22 protein-coding genes are annotated in these 25351 nt (G+C 40.4%); 17 read left to right on the plus strand and 5 right to left on the minus strand.

Features of this window, described 5'->3' with window-relative positions:
* Positions 1-116: 116 nt before the first annotated feature.
* Positions 117-1919, plus strand: coding sequence for a metallophosphoesterase (locus QNI15_RS34755; protein WP_314036441.1), 1803 nt, complete (start codon positions 117-119; stop codon positions 1917-1919).
* 63 nt (positions 1920-1982) lie between these two features.
* Positions 1983-3101 (plus strand): hypothetical protein, encoded by a 1119-nt coding sequence (locus tag QNI15_RS34760; RefSeq protein WP_314036443.1) that lies wholly within the window; start codon positions 1983-1985, stop codon positions 3099-3101.
* A gap of 37 nt (positions 3102-3138) precedes the next feature.
* Here QNI15_RS34760 and QNI15_RS34765 read toward each other — a convergent pair whose 3' ends face one another.
* A complete protein-coding gene (locus tag QNI15_RS34765) occupies positions 3139-4770 on the minus strand; it encodes an amidohydrolase (protein ID WP_314036445.1) in 1632 nt (543 codons plus the stop codon).
* A gap of 306 nt (positions 4771-5076) precedes the next feature.
* Here QNI15_RS34765 and sufC point away from each other — a divergent pair, with 306 nt between their 5' ends.
* From sufC to QNI15_RS34840, 15 genes are all read left to right on the plus strand, one after another.
* Positions 5077-5829, plus strand: coding sequence for a Fe-S cluster assembly ATPase SufC (gene sufC, locus QNI15_RS34770; protein WP_314036447.1), 753 nt, complete (start codon positions 5077-5079; stop codon positions 5827-5829).
* 98 nt (positions 5830-5927) lie between these two features.
* Entirely contained in the window at positions 5928-7235 is a 1308-nt protein-coding gene (gene sufD, locus QNI15_RS34775; RefSeq protein WP_313999002.1) for a Fe-S cluster assembly protein SufD, read from the plus strand.
* A gap of 152 nt (positions 7236-7387) precedes the next feature.
* Entirely contained in the window at positions 7388-8614 is a 1227-nt protein-coding gene (locus tag QNI15_RS34780) for a cysteine desulfurase (RefSeq protein ID WP_313999000.1), read from the plus strand.
* Positions 8615-8628: 14 nt separating this feature from the next.
* Entirely contained in the window at positions 8629-9027 is a 399-nt protein-coding gene (locus QNI15_RS34785) for a hypothetical protein (protein ID WP_313998998.1), read from the plus strand.
* Between the two features lie 3 nt (positions 9028-9030).
* Positions 9031-9453: a SufE family protein gene (locus tag QNI15_RS34790; RefSeq protein WP_313985409.1), complete on the plus strand. Its 423-nt coding sequence runs from the start codon at positions 9031-9033 to the stop codon at positions 9451-9453.
* Between the two features lie 61 nt (positions 9454-9514).
* A complete protein-coding gene (locus tag QNI15_RS34795) occupies positions 9515-9826 on the plus strand; it encodes an SUF system Fe-S cluster assembly protein (RefSeq protein WP_313985413.1) in 312 nt (103 codons plus the stop codon).
* Positions 9827-9873: 47 nt separating this feature from the next.
* Positions 9874-10296: a BrxA/BrxB family bacilliredoxin gene (locus QNI15_RS34800; RefSeq protein ID WP_313985414.1), complete on the plus strand. Its 423-nt coding sequence runs from the start codon at positions 9874-9876 to the stop codon at positions 10294-10296.
* Between the two features lie 290 nt (positions 10297-10586).
* Positions 10587-12449: a hypothetical protein gene (locus tag QNI15_RS34805; protein WP_313998996.1), complete on the plus strand. Its 1863-nt coding sequence runs from the start codon at positions 10587-10589 to the stop codon at positions 12447-12449.
* A gap of 89 nt (positions 12450-12538) precedes the next feature.
* The gene (locus tag QNI15_RS34810; protein ID WP_314036449.1) at positions 12539-13207 is read left to right on the plus strand and encodes a macro domain-containing protein; all 669 of its coding nucleotides are present in this window, start codon (positions 12539-12541) and stop codon (positions 13205-13207) included.
* A gap of 60 nt (positions 13208-13267) precedes the next feature.
* Positions 13268-13732 carry a DinB family protein gene (locus tag QNI15_RS34815; protein WP_314036452.1) on the plus strand — a complete coding sequence of 155 codons (465 nt, stop codon included), beginning with the start codon at positions 13268-13270 and terminating at the stop codon, positions 13730-13732.
* Positions 13733-13874: 142 nt separating this feature from the next.
* Positions 13875-14507 carry a sugar transferase gene (locus tag QNI15_RS34820; protein ID WP_313985427.1) on the plus strand — a complete coding sequence of 211 codons (633 nt, stop codon included), beginning with the start codon at positions 13875-13877 and terminating at the stop codon, positions 14505-14507.
* Positions 14508-14516: 9 nt separating this feature from the next.
* On the plus strand, positions 14517-15137 hold the full coding sequence (locus tag QNI15_RS34825; RefSeq protein WP_314036454.1) for an acetyltransferase: 621 nt from the start codon (positions 14517-14519) through the stop codon (positions 15135-15137).
* A gap of 87 nt (positions 15138-15224) precedes the next feature.
* Positions 15225-16367 (plus strand): DegT/DnrJ/EryC1/StrS family aminotransferase, encoded by a 1143-nt coding sequence (locus QNI15_RS34830; RefSeq protein WP_313998988.1) that lies wholly within the window; start codon positions 15225-15227, stop codon positions 16365-16367.
* Between the two features lie 179 nt (positions 16368-16546).
* On the plus strand, positions 16547-17557 hold the full coding sequence (locus tag QNI15_RS34835; RefSeq protein ID WP_313985433.1) for a hypothetical protein: 1011 nt from the start codon (positions 16547-16549) through the stop codon (positions 17555-17557).
* A 707-nt stretch (positions 17558-18264) separates the two neighbouring features.
* On the plus strand, positions 18265-19107 hold the full coding sequence (locus tag QNI15_RS34840; RefSeq protein WP_313998986.1) for a hypothetical protein: 843 nt from the start codon (positions 18265-18267) through the stop codon (positions 19105-19107).
* Between the two features lie 119 nt (positions 19108-19226).
* Here the strand turns inward: QNI15_RS34840 and QNI15_RS34845 are convergent, their stop codons facing one another.
* From QNI15_RS34845 to QNI15_RS34860, 4 genes are all read right to left on the minus strand, one after another.
* Positions 19227-20666, minus strand: a complete 1440-nt coding sequence (locus QNI15_RS34845; RefSeq protein WP_313985437.1) for an MBL fold metallo-hydrolase — start codon at positions 20664-20666, stop codon at positions 19227-19229.
* A gap of 141 nt (positions 20667-20807) precedes the next feature.
* Positions 20808-21725 carry a TIGR01777 family oxidoreductase gene (locus tag QNI15_RS34850; protein WP_314036456.1) on the minus strand — a complete coding sequence of 306 codons (918 nt, stop codon included), beginning with the start codon at positions 21723-21725 and terminating at the stop codon, positions 20808-20810.
* Positions 21726-21905: 180 nt separating this feature from the next.
* On the minus strand, positions 21906-23750 hold the full coding sequence (locus tag QNI15_RS34855; RefSeq protein WP_314036458.1) for a cytochrome-c peroxidase: 1845 nt from the start codon (positions 23748-23750) through the stop codon (positions 21906-21908).
* Positions 23751-23842: 92 nt separating this feature from the next.
* A complete protein-coding gene (locus QNI15_RS34860; RefSeq protein WP_314036460.1) occupies positions 23843-25318 on the minus strand; it encodes a hypothetical protein in 1476 nt (491 codons plus the stop codon).
* Positions 25319-25351: the final 33 nt, after the last annotated feature.

Raw genomic sequence — 25351 nt, forward strand, 5'->3', positions numbered from 1 at the left:
GATAGGTATTGGTGTAATAAAATAGATTGCATAAAGAGTGAGCAGGCTTGTTTTTTATACACAAGCCTGCTATTTTTTTGGAGAATATCCAATTAGTACCCTTATACCTGAATCTAATGAAGAAAAAAGGCTTTCAGCAACAATCTATGGTAAAATGGTATGATGTCAAGCAATTGGCTCTTACCGGATTAAGAAGTGTAATCTCTGGAGTTTTTGGTAATTACTCAGATCGTCGTGAGATTCAGGCTGCACTGGATTTGGCAGACGATAATCAAAATCATGTAGATCGGGCTCAAGATGAAATATGGGTAGATTATATTTCAGATCTGGGAGATGGATTCAACTCTACCTATACAATGGCTGATTTGCTGGCTCAGGAAAAGCTGATGGTACATGTAGATGGAATTAATACTGTACTACCCTCAGCCAAAATTATCATCATGGGTGGAGACGAGGTATATCCTACACCCAGTCTGGATGAATATAACAGACGTACCAAGTATCTCTACGAAGCAGCCTTTCCTGAAAATTGTGATGAGACAGAAGCTGAAAAGACTTATCTGTATGCTATACCGGGCAACCATGACTGGTATGATGGTCTGGGTACATTTCTGAAACTATTCACACAGGGACGAAAATGGGGCAGATTGCATACACGCCAGAGCCGAAGTTATTTTGCTATAAAGCTAACTGAGAATGTGTGGCTATGGGGATTGGATGTGCAACTCAATTCAGAGATTGATCAACCACAACTTAGCTATTTTCAGGGGTTGAAATGCCCTGAGAAGATGAAAGAAGGAGATAAGGTAATTCTTTGTACAGCAGAACCGTCTTGGGTATTTCATACACATCACTTGACAGACTACTCCTATGAACGACTCACTTATTTTCAGCGAAAATGTATTGATGAGCAAGGACTTTCTTTAATTGCTACCCTTACAGGAGACCTTCATCACTATTCCCACTATACAGGTGTACGTACAAATGGAAAGACAAAATCGGTGATTCACAATATTACAGCAGGAGGAGGCGGGGCTTTTTTGCATCCTACGCATTTTTTAAAAGAAAAACTTACAGACTTACATGCCAATGGCATTACTGAAGAATTAGGGTTACAGGCACGTTTCCCAAATAAAGATGAATCACATACGCTGGCTTTTAAGAATTTTCTCTTTCCATTTTTAAATCCAGGATTTGGAATAGTACTGGGAACCTTATTTCTGATTATTGTCTGGATGCTGCAGAGTTCTGTACCTGTGGGTGATCGATCGCTAATCAGTCAGCTAGCTGGTTCCTATACAGTAAAAGATTTTGTGCGTAATACTGCCAACTTTTTACAACATAGTCCTATGGCTGTTATCCTAGTCATTATTCTGGTCAGTGGATTTATTGGATTTGCAGACAATCAGACAGGAGAGAAGGGAAAGAAAAACCATTTTAAATTTGCAGGTGCTATTCATGGTATTTTACAGGTATTGCTTCTTTTCTTCTTTTTATGGGGACTGAGTCGATTCAACTATTGGTTGCTGGGACAGGACGTCAGTCAGATAGAAAAAAATCTGGCTAACAAACATACCAGTGACTTTGGAATTAATGTAACCTTACTAGCCTTGCTGATTGTTGAGTTAGTAGGAGTGGCAGGTTTTTTAGGCTCGTTTCTGATGGGTTGTTATCTTTTTTGTAGTACCTATTTCTTTCATATACACTATAATGAGGCCTTTTCATCTTTTCGGTATGAAGGATACAAAAACTTCTTACGAATTCATGTGGCTAAAAATAAGGTAACTATTTATCCGATTGGAGTCCGGAATGTGACTACACAGTGGGAAACCTTGATTGTGAATGGGAAGTGTAGCTTTAAGGGGAAAACTGCTTCCTATGAACTGATAGATAAACCTATTGAGATTAATCTGAGTTGATTTGTTTACTGTATCTATGAAGCTAAACAATCAAGTGCATATTCTATTTACTACAATCTTCCTGTGAATTTTAAACTGATCGTATTATTGTGTTTACTGGTGAGTGCAGGGATGTATGGATATAGTACCTGGTGTGGTTTAGGAATTACCTATGACTCACAGCATTACCTTAGTGCTGCTTCCAGCCTCTTACAAGATGGGGTGTTAAAAAATGCAGACGGGAGTACCTATTCGAACTGGCCGCCTCTCTATCCGGTATTTCTTGCTCTCTTGGGTACAAATGAATTTCTTATAAAGATTGGACAGGGAATTGTTTTACTTGGCATAGTTTATCTAACCCATTGTATAGTTAGCCAGAGCATTACAGATAAATTTCTAAGAACTTTTCTTCTGATTGGGATTGCTGTTGGGACACCTCTAATGTTGGTGAATGTCTTTGTTTGGTCTGAGGGATTGTTTGTCTTGCTGACATTGGCAATGTATCTGTTATTTCAGAAGTATCAGCAATCTCCCAAATGGCCTTTACTCATCGGATTGATCATGGTAAGTAACTTATTGTGTTTGCAGCGACTGGTTGGAATTGGCGTTGTAGGCTTGTTTGGAATGCTGTTATGGTTAAATCAGCAAGATGTAAAAAAAGCAGGTTGTTATATAGCTCTTTCTATGATCGGGATACTGGCTTGGTTGTGGCGAAACACGCAGGTTGAAGTCAATCCTTCTTTTGTTGATAATGTATTTGTTGCTTCTTTAGATCAGACATTGTATTCCTATATCGAAGCTGTAGGAAACTGGATTGTACCTGTTGGCTTATATTTTAGCATAAAAGTTATTCTGGTGATAGGATGGTTAATAAGTACAGGATTGTTTCTTTTTTATAAGAGAATCTCTGTAAAATCCTTTGCCTTTCAAGCTAATTTTCTTGGATGGTCCTATCTGTTTTTTATGATAGGAATAGGAGGTACTCTGACTGAGATTGATCGTTTTGCTGTGCCTGGATATATATGGCTGATAGCTGGGTTTATTGCGATTATAGATACTATATTACCTCAACTCTCCAGAAAGAGTAGGTGGATACTATATGTGATGATTGGAGTGTGGTTGTTGTATCCAACTGGCCGTACACTAAAAAATGTTGTTTTCTGGCATGATGTAAATTGTGGCAAGCAGATCATCCCCAACTAATAATTATAGACGTTGGGGATGATGTTAGCTTTTGATACTACTTTTTATAGACTTGCTCTCCTCCAATAAAGGTTGCGATTACTTTCGTCTCCAGCACTTTTTGCGATTCAACTTTCATCAGATCCTGATTCAAAATGATAAAGTCGGCAAATTTTCCAGGTTCCAGACTACCTTTTTCTTTTTCTTCAAAATTAGATTTAGCAGCCCATATTGTCATACCCTTAAGGGTTTCTTCACGTGTAAGGGCATTCTCTTTCTGAAATCCTCCCTGTGGGTATCCTTTGGCATCTACGCGGAATGTTGAAGCTAGAAATGTTTTAAATGGGCTGATATCTTCAACTGGAAAGTCTGTTCCTAATGGAAGCCAGTTATTTTGCTTCAACAGATCTTTGTATGCATACGCATATTTGACACGCGAAGAGCCCAAACGTTGTTCTGCCCAATACATATCAGAAGTAGCATGTGTAGGTTGTACTGATGGAACTACATTATAGTTGGCAAACATGGCAAAATCTTTTTCATTGACCACCTGTGCGTGTTCAATTCTCCAGCGTTTGTCATTTTTGCCTTTGAGTACTTCACCATAAATCTCTAAAATTTCCCGGTTGGCAGAATCCCCGATAGCATGGGTACACATTTGAAAATCTGTATTGGCTAGTAGCCGAGCTATTTTGCGAAAATGCTCAGGTTTACTCAGTAAAAATCCTGACCAGTCATGCCTGTCTGCATAAGGCTCAAGCAGGCAGGCACCTCTTGATCCCAGCGCCCCATCACCATAAATTTTAAAGCTTCGAATGTTTAGCTTGTCTGTTTTATAAGGGCCTTTGGATAAATAACGGGCATAGTTGGTAGAGTCATCACTCAGCATGACATACACCCGCATTTTAAGCTTACCACTTTTTTGCAGGGCATCAATAGCTTCTGCTTCGTTTGCCATCAGTCCACAATCATCCACAGTAGTTAATCCTACTGCAAAGCAATTCTGTTGTGCATCCAGCAATGCTTTTTCAATATCCGATTGGTTTGGTGCAGGAATAATTCTACCAACCAGATCCACGGCATTATCTATCAGAATACCTGTTAGCTTCCCATTTCGAACCTCTACTGTACCCCCTGTAAGGGTTTGTCCTGGTTTAATATTCGCTTTTTGTAGAGCATTTTGATTCGCAATCGCTGCATGGCCGTCGATTCGGGTTAGAATAACAGGTTTGTCAGGTAGCAAGCTATCGAGTCGCTCTTTACTGGGAAATTCTTTTACAGCCCAGTCATTCTGGTCCCAACCTCGTCCTATAATCCATTCTGAAGGATTATTTTTTGAAAATTCGGCTACTTTCTGAATAATTTCATCCCAGCTTTTAGTACCTGTAAGATCCACTGTCTGTAAGCCTAGGCCATAACGATAAAAATGGGAGTGGGCATCAATAAAGCCTGGATATATAGCCTGGCCTTGAACATCTGTTTTCTCAGGAGCCTCATATTGATTGAGAATGTCTTTGGTTGTGCCTACAGCTAGTATTTTTCCATCCTTTACTGCCAGTGCTTCTGCTACTTCAAATTTCTCGTTTACTGTATAGACGATGCCATTGTAGACTATCAGATCAGCTTTTTGTTTGGACTGACAGGAGAACAAGAGAGATATAAGAGCAAAGATGCCGTACAATTTCTTCATGGGTATGTTTGGTTTGTTTGAGATATGGTGCTTAAAAATAGAAAAAAGTAGCAAATTGTATGTATTCGGGTTGTTTCTTAAAATTGAATTTATATGGAAAACATGCTTGCATACTATGTACGAAAAATTTATAAAATGAGCATTTGAGATTATTTTTGACGGGATTCTCGCTGTTCCGAACAAAATCCGCTACTTTTGTGTTTTTGTTTAAAATTATTTTAAATAAGAAGCCTAAGAATGCTGTATCCGAAGTGATACTCCTTATATTTTTGCAGATATTATATTTATATATTCCTACACATATTTATGCTGACAATCAATAACCTACACGCACGAGTAGAAGAAAAAGAAATCCTGAAAGGATTGAATCTGGAAGTGAAGCCAGGCGAAGTACATGCTATTATGGGACCCAATGGATCAGGAAAGAGTACACTGGCATCTGTATTAGCTGGACGTGAAGCTTATGAGGTAACAGATGGTTCGGTTAACTATCTGGGTGAGGATTTGTTGGAACTTTCGCCTGAAGAACGTGCGCAAAAAGGAATTTTTCTTGCATTTCAGTATCCGGTAGAAATACCAGGTGTAAGTACGACTAACTTTTTAAAGACTGCTATAAACGAAATTCGCAAAGCACGTGGAGAAGAAGCATTGGATGCAGTAAATTTCCTGAAGCTGATGAAGGAAAAAATGAAGCTGGTCAATATTGATGATACCTTATTGAAGCGTGCACTGAATGAAGGATTTTCAGGAGGAGAGAAAAAACGCAATGAAGTATTTCAAATGGCTATGTTGGAACCAAAACTAGCTATTCTGGATGAAACAGATTCAGGGCTGGATATAGATGCACTGCGTATTGTGGCTGAAGGCGTAAACAAACTGCGCTCAAAAGACAATGCAATCATTGTGGTAACGCACTATCAGCGTTTGTTAGACTATATCGTGCCTGATTTTGTGCACGTATTGTATAAAGGAAAGATCGTAAAATCAGGTACGAAAGAACTGGCGCTGGAACTGGAAGAAAAAGGATATGACTGGATTAAAGCAGAAGTAACTGCCTAGTAATTTTCTGTTTTTCTATCTGACAGCTATATAGGTTTGTAATCAGCCAACACGTAGTAAAGTCAGCCTGATCAGTACCCTTAATCTTTATATGAAATATGTCTATTCAAACTATTGATAAATCATCCCTGGCAGAGCGGGTCATATCAACCTTTGATACTGTATCCAAACAAAATGCAGTAGTAACAGCCGTTCGTCTGGAAGCGCTAACCCGTTTTGAAACGCTGGGATTTCCATCGATTAAAAACGAAGAGTGGAAATATACCAACCTGAAACCGGTTGTCAATCAGGATTTTGTACCCAATGCAGTCGGAAATATATCCGCTGAACAACTACAAGATAGCATCATCCCTACTGAAAAGGCAAGCATTTTGGTCTTTGTAAATGGTGCCTATCAGCCTGCCTTGTCTGTACTTACTCAGGAAGCTGAAGGTATTGTGGTAACTACCTTTAAGGAAGCTTTAAACAAGTATCCGGAAATTGTGGAGGCTCACTTTGCTAAATATGCTGATTTCCAAAAAGATGCATTAACAGCAATGAACACAGCTTTTGCTGAAGATGGAGTATTTGCCTATGTGCCTGATAAGAAAGTACTGGAAGCGCCTGTATATGTATACTTTATAAGTGATAGCCAGCAGGTTGCCCCGCTTTCCCAATTGCGTAATCTGATTGTGGCGGGACGTAGCAGCCAGGCTAAGTTTGTAACCGCTTTTCATACTATTGGAGAGTTGCATAGCTTTACCAATGTGGTAACAGAAATAGTGGTGGGGGAGAATGCCTCTGTAGAGCATTATATTTTGCAAAATGAAGCTGAACAAGCATATATTGTGGGTACTACACAGGCACAACTAGCACGGGATTGCCATTTCACCTCCCATACTGTTTCACTGAATGGTGCCTTGATTCGTAACAACCTTAATATGGTGCTGGCCGGATCAAACATTGATGCTCATATGTATGGATTATATCTGTTGAATGGAAATTGCCATGTAGATAACCATACACTGGCAGACCATCAGCAGCCTAATTCTTTCAGTAATGAGTTGTATAAAGGTATTCTGGATGGGAAATCCACAGGGGTATTCAATGGAAAGATCTATGTGAAGCCAGATGCACAGAAAACCAATGCATTCCAGTCTAACCGGAATCTGGTTCTTTCCAAAGATGCGGCCATGAACACAAAACCTCAGCTGGAAATTTTTGCAGATGATGTCAAATGTTCACATGGTGCCACTGTAGGTCAGTTAGATGATGAAATGCTGTTTTATCTTCGGTCAAGAGGTATTGGTTTTGAAAGTGCCAGAGCCTTACTTATGCGTGCCTTCGCAGATGATGTGCTGCAAAATATGACGTTGGAAAACGTACATGCTCATGTGGATCGGTGGATTGCTGGCCGGTTCCTGTAAAATGATCTATTGGTTCAACCGGAAACTTCCGGTTGAACTTGTTTTATAATGGCTATAATGCCGGATGATTACATGCTAGAAAATCAGGTGTTGTAGTGAGGGAGTGCCTGTAAGGGCTGTTTTTAATCTAGTATACTTTTCTATTTTGTTTTATGATCGCCACTTTTGATGTAACCGATATCCGGAAAGATTTTCCTATCCTGAACCAGACTATTCATGGTAAACCACTGGTGTACTTTGATAATGCCGCAACCACTCAAAAGCCTTTATCTGTTATTGAAGCATTAAGCCAGTATTATATGGAATTTAATGCCAATATTCACCGGGGTATACACACACTGGCCGAGAGAGCTACTGCTGAGTATGAGGCTACTCGTGATAAAGCAAAGGATTTTATCAATGCCGCACAACGGGAGGAAATTGTTTTTACCCGAGGAACTACAGAAGGAATTAATCTGGTGGCTCAGACCTATGGACGCCAGAATCTGAAAGCTGGAGATGAGGTAATTATCTCAGGAATGGAACACCATTCGAATATTGTGCCCTGGCAGATGATTTGTGAAGAGAAAGGGGCGACACTCAGAGTAATACCTATCAATGAGCAGGGAGATTTGTTGATGGATGAGTACGAAAAACTGCTTTCTGAGAAAACAAAGATTGTGGCTGTTGTCTATGTTTCCAACAGCCTTGGAACGATCAATCCGGTAAAAGAGATTATTACCAAAGCACACCAGTATGGTGCTAAAGTATTGATAGATGGCGCACAGGCTTCTGCCCATCTGGATATAGATGTACAAGATCTGGATGCGGACTTTTATGTGTTTTCTTCCCATAAAGTATATGGCCCAACCGGAGTAGGGGTATTGTATGGTAAGAGAGAATTGCTGGATGCTATGCCTCCTTATCAGGGTGGAGGGGAGATGATTCGGGAAGTATCTTTCGGCAAGACAACGTATAATGATCTTCCCTATAAATTTGAGGCAGGTACACCTAATATTGCAGATACCGTTGCGTTTAAAGCTGCACTCGATTATGTAACCACTATTGGAAAATCTGTGATTGGTGAGTACGAACATGAATTGCTTACCTATGCAACGGAATCTTTACAGTCAATTGATGGTTTACAAATTATAGGGCAGGCAAAGGAAAAAATCAGTGTGATTTCATATGTTCTGGAAGGTATTCACCATCAGGATATAGGAATTATGCTGGATAATGATGGTATCGCAGTGCGTACAGGACATCATTGTACTCAACCTCTGATGGATAGGTTCTGTATTCTGGGAACTTCCCGCGCGTCTTTTGCGATGTATAATACAAAAGAGGAAATTGATCGGTTAGTACAGGGCTTACATAAGATAAAGAAGAAGTTGGGATAATAGCTTTTGGTTTTATGTTCTTATACAAAACAAAATGGACTGAAGCTGAAATCGTGACTACGTTTGATGGCGATGATTTGATTTTTGAAACGTTGGATGGAGAGGCAAAATTTGTCATGAGGTATCTTGAATTTGAAGAATTAGTCAGAAGTTTATTTGACTCATGCTTTACAAGTAAGCAGTGTAAGTATATTCAGATTGTTAAAGAATGGAATGAGTGTATAGGTTTTAATGGAATTAAAAGCGAATCTTCTGTAATTGAAGACATTCCAGATACAATTGATGCACTAAGGACACTCGACTATGAAGAATTAGTGAATAAGTATTATGGAATGGAAAAAAAGGATGCAGAAGCCTTGATTCAATTTCTTACTGTATATAGTTCAAAAGGAATTAAAATATATTTAGACTAGCAAATGACAATAAACGAAATACAGGATGAGATCATTGATGAATTTTCATTGTTTGATGATTGGGAAGGTAAATATGATTATATCATTGATATAGGCAAGAAGTTACCACCACTTGATTCTCAGTATAAAACAGAAGAAAACATTATCAAAGGATGTCAGTCGCGGGTGTGGTTGCATGCAGAGATGCAGGATGATAAGGTTATGTTTCTGGGAGAAAGTGATGCTGTAATTGTAAAAGGATTGATCGGACTGCTGATTCGTGTTTTGTCCGGACACTCTCCGGAAGAAATAGCAAAGGCAGACCTGTATTTTATAGATCGTATTGGTATGGCACAACATCTGGCTCAAACACGGGCTAATGGCTTGTTTGCTATGCTGAAACAAATGAAATTATATGCTCTGGCTTACTCTACCATGAGTAATTAAACCAACCACCAATGAGTAAAGAGAAATACAAGCTGTTTACTCACATACATTCTTTAAGAATATGGATGACAATGATTTAAAGGAACAAGTAGTACAGGCATTAAAGTCAGTATATGATCCGGAAATCCCTGTAGATATTTACGAACTGGGTCTGATCTATGATATAAAGATATACCCTGTTAATAATGTATATGTACAAATGACCCTTACCTCTCCGTCTTGTCCTTCGGCTGGTACAATTCCTACAGAAGCGGAACAGCGGATACGTGAGATTGAAGGAGTCAATGACGTGCAGGTGGAACTCACTTTCGATCCTCCTTACTCACAGGATATGATGTCTGAGGTAGCCAAACTGGAACTAGGCTTTATGTAATTTTATATAGTAAAGTAGAAACAACAATTAACCATTATTCATATATTATGTATCCTGAACCATTAGTTGCTCCTATGCGTCAAGATTTGACCGTAGCGGGTTTTGAAGAATTGAAAACCCCTGAGGATGTAGTTAATACTTTGGAAAACCAGCAAGGTACTTTGTTGGTAGTGGTAAACTCTGTATGCGGTTGCGCTGCTGGAGCTGCTCGTCCAGGTGTAAAACTGGCATTGGAAAGTAGCAGTGCAAAACCAGACAAAATTGCTACTGTGTTTGCAGGAGTTGATACAGCTGCTACAGCAAAGGCTCGTGAATATTTTCTGCCTTATCCTCCATCTTCTCCTTCTATCGCTTTGTTTAAAGATGGAGAACTGGTTCATTTTATTGAGCGTCATCACATTGAAGGCCGTAATGCAAAAATGATTGCTGACCATCTGGTAATGGCATTCGACGAGTTTTGCACTAAGTAATTTGTGATTTTACAAAAAAGAAAAGGGCTTACGATATCGTAAGCCCTTTTCTTTTTTGTAAAAGGATTTTTCCATTATTAAATATTATTTATCTAATTCTTTCTTAGGCCCGGTTTTTGTGTTAATTTACAAAACCAGAGAAATTCTACTAATTGATAAAGCCACCAGCCATACATCGCTTTTAGTAAATTCGAACAATATCCAAATACAGATACGGGCAAGTGTACAGATTTATTGAAAACTATCTAGGAAGATTACTGATATTTTTCTGCTGTGTCATACATCCATGTATGGCACAGCAGGGAGACGCCGTTTCTACTGTTGACTCATTAAATCAAACGGGTGTACTTAAAGAATTACGTTTGGATAGTGCAGATCAGCACAGAATAGATACAACACATTTATATAAGAAGCTAAAGAAAAAGATGGATAAGCATCGGCTTAGCCGGGCTGTGTTTGAATTTTTGTTTCGTGACCCCTATAGTCGCACTGTAAGTCGTACACCTACCTCTCCCATAGATCCTAATTGTGCATATGAAGGAAAGTTTATAGGTAATATTCAGATTCAGCGTCTGGACCCATTTGGCCCTAGGGTAACAGACACTTTACGGACGCCTGCTAACTGGTTTGAGAAGGCAGGTAATGCCATGCATAGAGATACCCGTGAATCTGTAATACGGAAGAGTCTGTTATTCCAGCATAAATATCCCTTCATGGCCTCTATGATTAGTGATAACGAACGGATTCTGCGTTTGACTCCTAATCTTTTGGATGCCAGGATTTATGCTATTCCTCGTAAGGGTAGTGCCGATACTGTAGATATTCTGGTAGTAACTCAGGATGTATGGTCAATCAATGGTAGTATTGATACCGACTTTCAACAGAATGTAGGAGTTAATGTAGATGATCTGAACTTTCTTGGATTAGGACATGAAAAAGCAGTGGGTGTTTCCTATAATATGTCACCTCATCCATATTATCATAAGCCAAAAGGATGGAGTATTCAGAGCCTTTACCGAATCCCTTATATTGGAAAAACATTTATTACAGGAACCTTACAATATGTAAATAGCTGGAATCAGGAAAGGTATGCATTAGTAGGACAGCGCAACTTTCTAACACCTTCTATGAAATATGCAGGAGGTTTGGAGCTAAGCAGAAATAGGATATTTGTAGAAGTTGATCCGTATGTAAGAGATTCAACCGTATTTCCTGTTGGGTATGATTATGCGGATATTTGGCTGGGTCGTTCATTCCGTACACAGTGGGCAGGAGAACGTACGCGTATGATTTTAGCTGCCAGAGTGATTGGCAACCGCTATTGGGAACGTCCGGAAGTGCGTTCAGACACAAACCAACTGTATGAACATAGATGGTTAAATTTGTATAGTATTGGGTTCTCAACCCGTAATTATTTGCGGGATGTATTGATTTACGGTTTTGGACGAACCGAGGATGTACCGTATGGAAGCATGGTGTCTTTCACTACTGGTATGGAAAGACGAGAATTTGGTGTTCGGAGTTATATAGGGATGAAGGCTGCTCATGGGCAATACTTTCAACGTTTTGGTTATCTGCTTCTTAGTTTTAATGCAGGTAGTTATATACACAAAGGATTATGGGAGCAGGGAGTATGGAGAGGAGAAGTAAATTATTTTAGCCGCTTGCTTCCTGTAGGAACATCTCAACTACGCCAATTTGTGCATTTACGTTATACAAGAGGATTCGGACGGTTTAACGGGGAATATATTGATATAAATAATTCAAATGGAATCAGAGGAATTTCCAATGTAGGACTGCGGGGACAACAAAGCATGGTGTTGAATATGGAAACAGTGTTGTTTACTCCATTGAATATATTAGGTTTTCAGATAGCTATATTTGGATATGTAGATCTTGGCTGGATAGGTACCAGTAGTAGGGAAGTTGTAGATACACCACTTTATCAGGGATACGGAATAGGAATACGCTTACGCAATGAAAATCTGACCTTCAATACCTTCCAATTCAGAGTTGGCTTTTATAATGGCTTTTCAGGTTTGATTTCTCCTTTCCGGACTGAGTTTTCCGAGATACCCCGAAGCCGGTTAACAGATTTTGATATAAGTGCCCCTGAAGTAGTTCCATTTGGCAAGATAGGGATACAACAATGATATAATCAGGCTTTCTCCTTATAGAATGGCACTATTTGTGTGGACTCAACACTTACATGTGGTTCCAGTTCTACACTTTTTTAAAACGTATGCGTCTGACTATACACAAGCCCTTCGGGAAGGGTGTGGCTGACCAGGAAGTAAAAATTTCCATTTGTGATACTAATCCGGATATTGTACAGATTTTTGCAGAAGTATTTGCAGATGAGAAGCGTATTGAAGTTGTGCAGGGAAATATATTGAATCTGACTGCTGACGCATTGGTTAGTCCTGCCAATAGCTTCGGTGATATGAGTGGAGGACTAGATAAAGTAATAGATGATTTTTATGATGGAGAGGCTCAACGAAAAGCTCAACAATACATTCGTCATCACTACTTTGGTGAACTTCCAGTTGGAATGGCAGGTATTCTGGAAATGAAAAAACAACCCTATCCTCATCTGATTATTGCACCTACTATGCGTATTCCTGGCAATGTCGGAAAGACTATTCATGCGTATCTCGCTATGAGAGCCATTCTTCAGGCTGTTTTGATACATAATTTCAATCATGAAGAAAAAATACGTCATATCGCGCTTCCGAGCCTTTGTACAGGAATAGGTGGGATGCCTTATCGGGAAGCTGCCGAACAGATGTTTACAGCTATACATTCCATTCTGGATGAGGACTGGAAACTGGTGGTACATCCGGCTATGGCTCCTTACGCTTTGGGACCCCGTTGGGCATTGTCAGAAAAGATGAATAAATTCAAGCCATAAATAGCTGCTATAAGCTGTTTGGCAATTTTACCATTCAGAAAACCTACCTGCTTACATTTCATGGAAAAAGTTATTGATGTTATAAAGACCTCCCGAAGAAATTTTATCAAACTGATAGATGGACTATCACTGGATACCTTAAATGAGATCCCTGCTGGATTTAACAATAACCTTGTCTGGCATCTGGGACATCTGGTAGCAAGCCAGCAAATTCTATGTTACCAGTTTGCCAATCAGAAGCCACTGATTGAAGAAAAATACATTTTGAAGTATAAGAATGGGACTAAACCCGAAGCCTATATTGATCAGGGAGAGTTTGATATTCTGAAAAACTACTTCACAACACTAATTGATCAATTAGAAAAAGACCTTTCAACCCATCTGTTTGACAACTATAATTCCTATGTTTCTCCAACCTATGGAATTGAAATCCGAAATATCACGGATGTAGTCAAATACGTTTCTTTTCATGAAGGATTCCATTTGGGCTATGCAACAGCAATCAGACGACTGGTTAGAAAATAAGCTGGGAGAAAATATTTTTTTTAGTTGAGCTAAGCCTACAAAATATGTTACTTTGAGCCTCCGGATATAGTTTCGGGGGCTTTTGATTTTTTAGTATCGTAAGATTCGTAGACCAGTACAGTTAAGAGAAAATAAACTATTCATGTATCGAATGTATTTTAAGCGGCTGATAGATAGCATAATATCAGTTGTTTTATTGATTTTAACATTGCCTTTCAGCCTGACGGCTGCTATCCTTTTATCTTTTGCTAACCAGGGAAAGATATTCTTTATACAACAACGACCTGGGTTGCATGGGAAGCCGTTTCGAATTATCAAGTTTAAAACAATGAATGACAGACGGGATGCTTCGGGTGAACTTTTACCTGACGCCATTCGCCTGACGAAAATAGGCCGGTTAGTGCGTAAAACGTCTATTGATGAACTGCCACAGCTAATCAATGTTTTGCGTGGGGATATCAGTCTGATAGGACCACGACCTTTGTTAATGGAGTATCTGCCTTTATACAATGAAACACAACGGCGACGTCATGAAGTACGACCTGGTATAACAGGATGGGCACAGGTAAACGGGCGCAACATGCTATCCTGGGAAAAGAAGTTTGAATATGATGTATACTATGTTGATCATGTAAGCCTTGCTCTGGATATAAAGATTTTCTTTCTGACCATTTTAAAGATTATACAAGGGGAGGGGATTAGTGCAGACAATAGTGCTACCATGGAGAAGTTTAGAGGGACTAACACTTCTTCTCAAAAAGAATTGAATAATTAAACAAGATCTATGATTTTATATGGAGGTAGCGGACATGCAAAAGTAATTTTTGATTGTCTGGATGCACGAGGAATAACTGTGTTGGGGGTGTTTGATGACAATCCAAATCTGCGAACATTTCAGAATATGCCTTTTCTTGGAGCCTATAATCCGCAGGTATTGGATAAGGAGAAAGTAATTATTGCGATAGGGAATAACCGGATACGGCAGACTCTTAGTCAACGGATTACACATAGCTTTGGAACGGTTGTTCATCCATCTGCTGAAGTGTCGCGGTTTGTGAAAGGTATTGGAGAGGGAAGTGTAATCTTTCACAGAGCAGTAGTGCAGGCAGATACCTATGTTGGAGAGCATTGTATCATCAATACTGCTTCCAGTGTAGATCATGATTGTATACTGGAAGACTTTGTACATATATCACCTAATGCAACTTTGTGTGGAGGTGTTAGAGTTGGAAAGGGAACACATATTGGTGCCTCCGCTACTGTAATTCCAGGCGTTCATATTGGGGAGTGGTGTGTCATTGGGGCAGGAGCCGTTGTTACACAGGATATACCCGATTTTTCTGTAGCTGTGGGGGTGCCTGCACGTGTAATTCGCAGTATAGGCAATACAGGCACGAAAGAGTAATAATTCCAAAATTATATTATTTTTGCCAGATGACAGATTGAATTTTGTGAGAGTGAGGTGTAACGATTGTATTTAACCAATTAACCCATGAACAAACGCATTTATCTCTCTCCGCCTCATATGGGTGGGAACGAACAGAAATATATTGCAGATGCATTTGACCAGAACTGGATTGCTCCTCTTGGGCCGAATGTCGATAATTTTGAAAAAGATTTATGTGAGTTTACCGGAGCCAAACAAGCTGCTGCCTTAAGTTCGGGAACAGCTGCCATTCACTTGGCGCTAATCTTACTGGGTATCGGAGAGGGAGACGAAGTATTGTGTCCAACCTTTACATTCTCTGCAACAACCAATCCGATTGTATATCAGAAGGCAACCCCTATTTTTGTAGATAGTAATTACCGTACCTGGAATATCTGTCCGGATCATACACGACAGGCTATTAAAGACCGGATTCGTTTGGGCAAGAAACCCAAAGCCTTGATTATTGTTCATTTGTATGGACAGTCTGCTTCCATGCTGGAATTAATGGATCTGGCTGATGAGTTTGGAATACCAGTCATTGAGGATGCAGCAGAAGCCTTGGGGGCTACTTATCGGGGCCGAGCCTTAGGAACGTTTGGTAAATTTGGCATTTTATCTTTTAATGGCAATAAGATCATTACTACATCCGGAGGTGGAGCCTTATTATCAGACGAACCTGCTTTGGTAGAGAAGGCTCGTTTTCTGGCTACACAAGCCCGAGATCAGGCTCCTCATTACCAGCATTCTCAGATTGGCTATAACTATCGTATGAGCAATATTGTGGCTGGCGTAGGACGTGGTCAAATGGAAGTGATTAGACAACGGGTGGATGCTCGCCGTAAAGTATTTGATTTTTATAAAGAGGCATTAAAAGATATTCCTGCTATCTCTTTTTCTCCTGAGCTTGAAAGTAGTATGGGCAATCGCTGGCTTACTTGTATTATCATTGATGAGGAACTATCCGGAGGAGTAACCAGAGAAGACGTTCGTCTGGCACTGGATGCCGATAATATCGAGTCAAGACCTCTCTGGAAACCAATGCATTTACAGCCTGTATTTGAGATGCATCCGTATTATGGTTCCAACCATGTGGCAGCTGATTTATTTAATCGGGGCCTTTGCCTACCTTCAGGTTCTAGTCTTACATCTGAAGATCTGAACAGAGTTGTAGCTATTATACGGAAAACCTTTCAGAAAAAATCCTGAAAAAGCTTGAGATCCAGTGCTTTCAGGAATGGAAAGATATACTACTTTTTATACAATAAAAGCAGAAACTTACATGTTTATATTTTTAGTAAGGGTGCTTGATTTGAGTTTCTCCTCTCTGTAGTATATCTTTTCATTAAGTAACCTGCCAAAGGGTTACGCAATAAATCCTTCCTGATATGCACAAATTATGTTACTGTAAATGGCTGACAGCCATCGTGTTATCGGCTTTTTGCCATGTCTCTTATGCTCAACGCACTCTCCAGCCGAAAGAAAAGAGAACGTATGCAGTAGAACTACTTAAAAAATACAATCCGGAAGGATGGAAAATACTCCGACAGGTAGACTCGCTGGCATTTCATCATCCCTATGATCAATATGTAGAAGGCAATACGGAATTTGATGTCAGAAACTCATTGGGGACGATTGTGCACGAAATGAATCACGGATATGCCTCTTTATTAGCAGGAAAACTAAAGCCGAAGGATGCACAAAACTATATGTGCTATTATCTGGGAAGTGATGAATACCATTTAGTGAAATTTACAGATGTCTTTCCAACAGAAAAAATGGGAAGAAACATTCCGAAAAACTTACGTACGTTCCGTTTTGATACCTATATCTATAATCCCAAAGAATCCATAGCACTCGCATCCAATACGTTGGGAATCTATGGTTTAATGGACGAGTGGGTTGCTTACTATCATGGAACGCTTACAGATGTAAATATGAATTGCTGGTATGAAGAAAATACACCAGGCAATGCAGAAGATTGGTACGACTATTTCTCAAATGTGTGTAGTGCTATCAATGCACATCAGGAGTTTAAATTTTTCTGTTTGTCGTATCTGGTTTATGCCCAAAAGTATTACCCACAGGATTACAAAGCATTGATGCAAAACCACGAACTGGTAGAAACATTCCTGAACGTGAATGAGTTGTTTACACAGTTGATAAAAAAATATGAGAAGACGAAGGAGAAAATTTTTGCAGATTTGCGTGCAAAAGGGGTAAAAGTAGTGGAAGAAGATGAGTGGATTTATCTGAATCGTTTTGGTGCAGGAAATTATCTTACTGAGTATAAGTTATTAGGAAAGGAAATGCAGAAACCTGCTTATCAGCAAATGCTTCAGAATTTGAAAGGAGCGAATAAGCTGGCTATGCATGGGAGCTTTGGCAGGCAACAGTAAACATTGAGTTATATCATCAAAAGATAGAGCCTGTATTCTTTCGAGAGTATAGGCTCTCTTCTTTTAGTAAGATTGCTCTGTTCTTCAGCTTTCGGATTAGTGCTTACTACATTTTAATGTTCTCTCTTCCTGAGTTTACTCAGATTCCTTTTCATCTTTCTTCCACTGACCTCCTACTTTTTTGCTTGTCCAAAAAAGTAGGCCAAAAAGGACACCTTTTCCCGATCCTTCTACCCGCAGGCCAAAGGCCAACCTCGCGGGAAAAGGATTGCCTACGCACCTACACTGCCAAACACGATTGAAGGCATCGCAACTCTCTTTGTGGCTTATTTCCTGAAAGGATCTCTCCTTTTTGTCCTCCTGGAAGGAACTTCCCGCCACACTTGTCCTACCACGCATCGGCGTGAGAAGGACAGGTGTGGCAAGACCGCGGCCTTTCCGATTGGAGTGTATCTTTCTCTATTTATTATAAGCTAAAGGTTATGTTTAGGCTGGTTAGGGAATAATATCTGGCATGCATACTTTGATCACATTAAGAGGTTGAGAGTGAAAAAGTTAAATTAAAGTAAATCTGAAGTTACAATTTGCAAATGATCTATTACTAAGAAGAGAACTTACTTCGCTGGTAAGCACAGTTTATGGCAAGTAAATGTCTGTTATCCAATTATTTAAAAGAACGTAATGACAATCACTTTAATTTTAAAAGTATGAACCACACTGAATTCGTGCCTCAATCAAACCGTACTTGTAGCAAGCTGGCTTTGGGCGTAGTAACCGTTATTTTTTTTCTTACTAATTGTTCCAACGACAATCAAACAATAGTTCCTAAAACAATTGATCCATCAGCCAGTCAAGAAATTACTTCTGCGGTGCCTGAACCCATTGCAATTGCCTCCCCTCTTTTAAAAGAGGTTGATACAGATCCATCTGGTGCTTCTTTCCCTAAAACAGACCTGGCCAGTGGTCGCTTAGGTAGTACAACTGACTTTGTAGACTTTGCAAATGAGCAGGGCCTTTCTCTGATACCGGATAAGGCCATCAATCAATTTGCTACTTCTCCTTTTTACATGCATCCGGTAGGCAATGCGTGGGTACATGTGGAAGAAAATAGTGGAGGTGACTATTTTCCTAAGTTTATAAGTAAACGAGGCTTTTATCACTTGCCTTATCAGAACTTCACGCCCTGTTATCCTGGGGATGGCACTACAGGTAAGCCTTCAGGCAAAAATTGTGTACCTATCCTAAATCCTGAAAAAGAGAATCGGACGCTTTATACCCATGATGGGAAGCAGTGGATCAAAGTCTACGCCAATGACCATAACACATCCAAACGAGTATTTGATCTGTTAAGCATCAATGTTCTGAATGGGCCGATTCAGTTAGTCTACAAGAAAGAAAATGGTGGATGGTTTCATTTAGCTAGTTTAAGTAATGGGAAAAAGAATATTTCAGCTCATACAACTGGTATTACCGAAGTGCTGATTTCGAGTGCTCAAGGCACAAGTGGAATTCAGATTGATAATCTGGAAATACGGATGCCCTCCAATTAGTCATATCTGAGTGATCCAGGCTTTTTTTGCCAGGTAGATATACTATTTCCCTCGAAGTATTCTACTCCGAGGGAAATAGTATAAACAAAACAGGCACAATGTAGATTGTGCCTGTTTTGTTATAATTCAAACTCATCGCCCCATTTAGGGATTTGGATGTCTGTGTATCCCCGATAGTGCAGATGCGACTTAAAGGATTCCATGCTCTCCAGTTCGCCGTGTACCAGGAAGATTGTTTTCAGCTTGTCGTTGGATTGGTATTCTACAAAGTCTGTAAGATCATCCAGGTCGCCATGGCCGCTGAATACATCTATACTTTTGATCGTAGCCATAATCGGAATTTCTTTGTCTTTGGAGATAGACAAGCTTCTCATTCCTTTTAGCAGTTTATTGCCCAGCGTTCCTTCTGCGGCAAAGCCTACCAGCAGAATTGTGGCATACGGGTTAGGAAGGTTTGTCATTACGTGATGCTCAACCCGGCCTCCTGAAATCATTCCGGATGAGGAAATGATAATGCAGGGCTCATTGTAATTGGCAATGGCCTTACTTTGTTTCATATCCTGTACATAGGTCAGGTTGTCAAAGTCAAACAGTTCCTCATGCTCCTCATAAAACTCCTTCGCTTCCTTGTTGAGCAGGCCAATATTCTTTTCATATACACGTGTACTTGCCAGCGCCAGCGGACTATCTGAAAAAACCTTGATAGGAGGGAGCCCTTCTTCTGTGTAGAGTTTGTTTAACACAAACAATAAAGCTTGTGTACGTCCTACACTGAATGCTGGGATGATAAGACGTCCGGGCTGATCAATACAGGTTTCTTTGATAATCTTTGCGAGAGCCTCTTCGGGAGCATCTTTATCTGCATGTCTGCGGCCACCGTATGTAGATTCACAAACCAGGTAGTCTACCTGAGGCATACGTTGCGGATCTGGCAGAAGGGGGTAATTTTTGCGACCTACATCACCCGAAAAGCCAATGCTTTTCTTCACTCCGTTCTCTTCAATATCCAGTACTATATTTGCCGCTCCCAGTAAATGTCCGGTTGGAATGAATGTGACACTGATGGTTTTGCTGACTTTAAATTTTTGATTAAAGCCGATGGTTACAAATCGGTCTGTTGTTTCATGTACCTGTTTCTCAAGGTACAATTCCAGCGGATTGTGTCTAAACTTCTTTTTGGAAGTTTTTTTCTTTTTTCCGGCGGGTTCACTTTGCAGTTCTTTTACCCGTTTAGCATTCAGTGCAGCTGCATCCCGCAATAATAAATCTGCCAGTGGCAAGGTGGCTGTTGTACAAAGAATCTGTCCTTCGTAGCCTTCCCGGATCAGATTAGGCAAGTTGCCGGAATGATCAATATGTGCGTGGGTAAGTAAAACCAGATTAATCTGAGATGGCTCAAATGGAAACAAACTATAGTGTCCCAATAATTTATCTCTTTCTACTTTTTGTTTATCTAAGTCGGTACCACAATCAATCAGAATTGTATAGCCATCTTCTAACTCCAGTAAAAACATACTGCCCGTAACCTGACGAGCCGCGCCCCAAAACGTTAATTTCATCTATAGCTAATGTAAATTTTTGAATAGTAAAACCCCAATCTTACCCGCAAAAGTTCAAAACTATGCGATTTTGCCTATGGTGAGCAAAAATAACGCAAAAAAGCGGAATAGAAAGAGTCTACCAGATAAAAGGGCTGAATCTCAGCCAGAAGTGTGAAATAGGTCTTTTAGGGCGGTAGACAAATCCGGAAATTGATAGGTAAAACCGGTTTGCGCAATTTTCTGATTAGAGATTTTTAAACTTCCCAAAACAGTCTCCGCCAGCTGACCCACAAGAAGCTTTAAGGCAAAGACTGGAACGTTTGGCAAAAATAGAGGGCGTTTCAAGGTTTGTGCTGCCACTCGGATCAGTTCTTTATTGGTATCCGGATGAGGGCCTACAGCGTTGTATGCTCCTTGTAGTTGCTCATTCTCCATCGCATGAATTATCATCCTGCACAAGTCGTCGATATGTATCCAGGAAGTCCATTGTTTACCTGAACCCAATGCTGCTCCCACACCTAGCTTTACAGGCGCTGTCATCTTGACCAGGGCTCCCCCTTTATCACTGAGCACAATACCAATACGCAGCATGACTGTACGGATACCCAGATCGGCAATGGTTTGCGCAGAAGCTTCCCATACTTTAGAGACTTCGGCCAGAAACGTAGAGGCATACGAAGAGGTCTCTGTCAGCAGTTCATCTCCCCGGTCATCGCCATAGATACTAATACCAGAGGCTGATACAAAGGCTTTGGGTTTATGTCCTGTTTTCTGTATGGTATCATGTATCAATCGGGCTGATTCTGTCCGGCTTTCTATGATTTCTTTCTTTCTCTCGTCTGTCCACCGTTCATCCGCTACACCCGCCCCTGCCAGATGGATGATATAGTCCGCACTCTCTACCGCACCAGGTTCTATGTATTGTTTTCGTACATCCCATTGATAGACAGTGAGATTAGGAATGTTTTCTTTTTTCCGGCTCACAATAGAAACCTGATAGCCTTTTTGTTGTAAGAGTTCAGTAAGTCTGTTGCCTACAAGGCCTGTACCACCTGTAATAAGAACTTTTGCGGACATAGCTACTATATTTTGGAGAGGATGAGTTCTAGTTCAATGGAAAAAATAAAAATGTATAGGTCGTTATTTTGCTATATACAACTCTTTTTGTACATAAATGTTATGAGCTCTTTAAAATATGAATGCCTGAGTGATATACCCAGGCATTGAGAAGGTAAAATCTATATAAACTGTTATACTTTATTCGCTTCTGGCAATGGTATTAGTGGACTGAGGTACATCACTCAGGGTCATCATAAAAGCGATTAGCTCTTTCTTTTCCTTTTCTGTAAGAGAAAGCTGATCCGGTGAAAGTGTTTGGTTAGGGACGTCAATGCCTATACCGGCTCCACCTCCTTTGTTATAAAAGTCTACAACCTCTTCCAGTGTTTTATATATTCCATTATGCATATAGGGGGCTGTATACTCTATATTACGGATAGTAGTGGTCTTAAAAGCATTTTTATGTGTATCTGAGTGAGTAGTTACATATCTTCCCAGGTCAGGATCAATTTTGCGACTATTCACTGAGGCAGGTACACCCAATACTTCACTTTCTGTTTTATGGAAAGAAGGAGGTACTGTACCATTAAACAGTGGGATGAAGTGGCAGGTACCACATTTGGCTTTTCCTGTAAAGAGATTGAACCCATTCTTTTCTTCTGAAGTCAGCAAATGTTTTTCACCACGCATATATCTGTCAAACCGGGAGTTGAAGTGTGTAAGAGAGCGGGTATAGCTAGCCAGGGCTACCTTGAGATTTCGCTGGTTAACAGGAGTTGCATCTTTGGGAAAAGCTTTCTGGAAGTGTGAACTATACTCCGGACTGGATTGTAAGTAGTGAATTGACTCGTCCAGAGACCCATGCATTTCATCTTTATTGGTAATTACATCACTGGCCTGGTCTTCCAGTGAAGTTGATCGGGAGTCATAGAACTGCACTTGCTGTAAGGCAGCATTGATGAGAGTAGGTGCATTGCGTGCTACAAAATGCTTATTATCCATGGCAAGGCTTTTAGGCAATCCGTCTGTAAATGCCCGCGAGGGTTGGTGACAGGTAGCACAATTGCGTTGTTTGTTGCCAGACAGAGCCGTCTCAAAAAATAACCGTTCTCCGAGTTGTATGCGTTCCTGAGTGAGGGCTGCGTCATACGAAGGAGTATAATAATCCGGATTAAAGGCTGTTAACTCAAACAGATGGCGTGCATCTGGCCGAAGTAGCCGCTTTTCCTGAAATACAGGAATTTGTAAGGCTTGTTGCATATCCAGCAGTAAACCTGATAACCGATTGGCATGATCAGCTATAAATGTAAGTCTGTCAAAGCTGTTGAAATCGGGATGTTTTTGAAGATAGCCAATACTTTCAGTAAAAGCTTGACGTACCTGAGTTGCCAATTCCGGATTTTTTTCTTCCAGATTTTCCAGATAGAGCGAAGTAATATCTTGCAGAGTTGTCAGAGTAGTAACAGCTTCTGGCAGAGAGGTATTGGCAATAGGGGAGTCAAAACCTGTAATACCCAGTGTAACCATCCGGAAAATCTCCAGACGCATCGCATCAAAAACATGGCTGTCAGTTGGGTTGGTATCCGGACTCACACTTTTAAGGCGGTTAAAGGTGGCGAGTAGTTTCTTAATTTCAAGAATCGCTTCTGCTTTCTGCTGTTTAGTGTAGGTAGGAAAGAGATAGTTTTCAATCACCTGAAATCCTTCGGGATCAATCAGTTTTGCATCGTATACTTCCCATTCCGCAATAGGAGCACCATTGATAAACTGAGTGGTGTAGGGATTATAGTATTCGGCCAGGTATTCCAGTTTTTTAAATTGTAAACGAGCCAGCTTAAAGGCATTTTGAATCTCGGGAACAGGCTTATCCTGCTCTACTGTCTGGTGAAGTAGTTTCACTGCTGTATCCAGTGCCTGGATATCTGTAAGGTATCGTTCTTTAATGAGAGTTGTGGGAGTGGTATTTTCTGGTTTGTTGAGATGCATAGCCCATACCAAAGCTGTTAACGCAACTATGCCCATCTCTATCAGTACTTTTTTCATGAGGCAATAGGATTAATATCATCGGTTGATGAGTATATGAATAAGAAAACCTGCCTGGGAAGCAGGTTTTCAAAAGGAGGGAGAAAAAATGATTAACGAGGTAAGCCTTTCAGAACCAGAATCTGACTAGCTTGAACACTTGTTGCCTTAGTTCCTTTATCCGGGTTTTTGTAACGAGCGTCAGCCCAGGTATGTGGCTGAACACAAAGAATAAAGGCATCCTGAATGCCTAATAGATCCGAGGCATCTACCAGTGCTCCATATTCCCACTGTCCATATTTAGAGTCTCCGGCAGGCTCTCCGGTCTTTTCGTTGCGGTTGTATTTATCTCTGTCAGCAGCTGTACGATGATGATCTAGTTCCAGCACTTTTTTCAGTTCACCTGTAGCAATAGTATACTGCCAGATATAGCCATCATGTTGAGTACCTTTGACATTGCCATATAAGTTAGAATCTTCTTCAATGTAGACATAGTTCTGAGTTACACAGATATTGTCAGGATTCTGAAATTCGTTTGCTTTACCATTCGGTAGATCTCCATCCAATACCGGAGTAAGTTTGCCTTTTAATGGATCAGTTCCATCCAGAACCAGTTTGTAGACACGACCAAACTTGGTGCGTTCTTCTGGCTTATTGTCCTGTCCAGTTACGTTAAAGTAAATCTCACGAGCATTGGCAGCACTACCCTTACGATAATCCAGATCTTCTACACGACCAAATTCAATGGCTTTCAGTTCGTCTACTTTAGCCTGTATTGCAGCACCAGTTATAGTCTGGTAATCATCGATTTTGATAAATTCAACATCATATGACTGACCTTCTTTCATATCCAATTCGGTCTGAGTCTGATTCGTTCTGCGCAATACATACTGACTTCCATTGTTTAGATCACCTGTAGAGCTTACATACATGACTACCTGACCGCCTGTGACTGCATCAGAGGCATCTTCTCCCATAATAATAACTGTTTTGCCAGGAAAGGCATCTTTATGTAATGGTACTGCATTTTCACCGCTCCAGTGTCCTAATCCTTTCAGGGCACGGGAGGATGTAGGAGTCGGGTTTGCTTCGTATGGATTTAATCCATGTGTTTGTGCTTCTACATCACTCTCTCCTACAGACAAGTACATTGGCCCAAAGCCATGTTCCTGTGGAGTAGCCAGTGTACCTGAACACAGACGCCACTGACCACCATCCGAGTTTAGCATATATTCCCCTTTAACAGGCTTAAAGGTCTCATCCAATGTGATACGGGATACAGAGAAGTTATCTTCGTTATTTACCAGCATCACAAAACCTTTGCCATCCTGGCTTCTGAGTACCCCTAGTCCATCAGCTGTTCCTCCGAAAATGTAATCTTTGGATTGTTCAAGGGTGTCATCGCTGCTGATCAGAGAGAAGATCTCCAGGCTTTCAAAACCAGACTGTTTTTTTACCAGAGCAGGGATTTTAGAATGATTCTTTAATTGTACAGTAACCGGATTGTTACCTCCGTTGTCGTTGTCGCATCCTGAAAACGCGATTGAAAGTGCCAATAAGGCTGAAGCAAGTTTGTTAAGGTTTTTCATATCAGTTAGCATTGTATGCAGCAAAGATGCATC

Source organism: Xanthocytophaga flava (genome assembly GCF_030068545.1).
Taxonomy (GTDB): Bacteria; Bacteroidota; Bacteroidia; order Cytophagales; family 172606-1; genus Xanthocytophaga; species Xanthocytophaga flava.

Bases quoted from the DNA above. Each gene is read 5' to 3' on its own strand.
- QNI15_RS34755 (WP_314036441.1), top strand. From the start codon at position 117: ATGAAGAAAAAAGGCTTTCAGCAACAATCTATGGTAAAATGGTATGAT.
- QNI15_RS34765 (WP_314036445.1), bottom strand. From the start codon at position 4,770: ATGAAGAAATTGTACGGCATCTTTGCTCTTATATCTCTCTTGTTCTCC.
- sufC (WP_314036447.1), top strand. From the start codon at position 5,077: ATGCTGACAATCAATAACCTACACGCACGAGTAGAAGAAAAAGAAATC.
- sufD (WP_313999002.1), top strand. From the start codon at position 5,928: ATGTCTATTCAAACTATTGATAAATCATCCCTGGCAGAGCGGGTCATA.
- QNI15_RS34780 (WP_313999000.1), top strand. From the start codon at position 7,388: ATGATCGCCACTTTTGATGTAACCGATATCCGGAAAGATTTTCCTATC.
- QNI15_RS34785 (WP_313998998.1), top strand. From the start codon at position 8,629: ATGTTCTTATACAAAACAAAATGGACTGAAGCTGAAATCGTGACTACG.
- QNI15_RS34790 (WP_313985409.1), top strand. From the start codon at position 9,031: ATGACAATAAACGAAATACAGGATGAGATCATTGATGAATTTTCATTG.
- QNI15_RS34795 (WP_313985413.1), top strand. From the start codon at position 9,515: ATGGATGACAATGATTTAAAGGAACAAGTAGTACAGGCATTAAAGTCA.
- QNI15_RS34800 (WP_313985414.1), top strand. From the start codon at position 9,874: ATGTATCCTGAACCATTAGTTGCTCCTATGCGTCAAGATTTGACCGTA.
- QNI15_RS34805 (WP_313998996.1), top strand. From the start codon at position 10,587: ATGGCACAGCAGGGAGACGCCGTTTCTACTGTTGACTCATTAAATCAA.
- QNI15_RS34810 (WP_314036449.1), top strand. From the start codon at position 12,539: ATGCGTCTGACTATACACAAGCCCTTCGGGAAGGGTGTGGCTGACCAG.
- QNI15_RS34815 (WP_314036452.1), top strand. From the start codon at position 13,268: ATGGAAAAAGTTATTGATGTTATAAAGACCTCCCGAAGAAATTTTATC.
- QNI15_RS34820 (WP_313985427.1), top strand. From the start codon at position 13,875: ATGTATCGAATGTATTTTAAGCGGCTGATAGATAGCATAATATCAGTT.
- QNI15_RS34825 (WP_314036454.1), top strand. From the start codon at position 14,517: ATGATTTTATATGGAGGTAGCGGACATGCAAAAGTAATTTTTGATTGT.
- QNI15_RS34830 (WP_313998988.1), top strand. From the start codon at position 15,225: ATGAACAAACGCATTTATCTCTCTCCGCCTCATATGGGTGGGAACGAA.
- QNI15_RS34835 (WP_313985433.1), top strand. From the start codon at position 16,547: ATGCACAAATTATGTTACTGTAAATGGCTGACAGCCATCGTGTTATCG.
- QNI15_RS34840 (WP_313998986.1), top strand. From the start codon at position 18,265: ATGAACCACACTGAATTCGTGCCTCAATCAAACCGTACTTGTAGCAAG.
- QNI15_RS34845 (WP_313985437.1), bottom strand. From the start codon at position 20,666: ATGAAATTAACGTTTTGGGGCGCGGCTCGTCAGGTTACGGGCAGTATG.
- QNI15_RS34850 (WP_314036456.1), bottom strand. From the start codon at position 21,725: ATGTCCGCAAAAGTTCTTATTACAGGTGGTACAGGCCTTGTAGGCAAC.
- QNI15_RS34855 (WP_314036458.1), bottom strand. From the start codon at position 23,750: ATGAAAAAAGTACTGATAGAGATGGGCATAGTTGCGTTAACAGCTTTG.
- QNI15_RS34860 (WP_314036460.1), bottom strand. From the start codon at position 25,318: ATGAAAAACCTTAACAAACTTGCTTCAGCCTTATTGGCACTTTCAATC.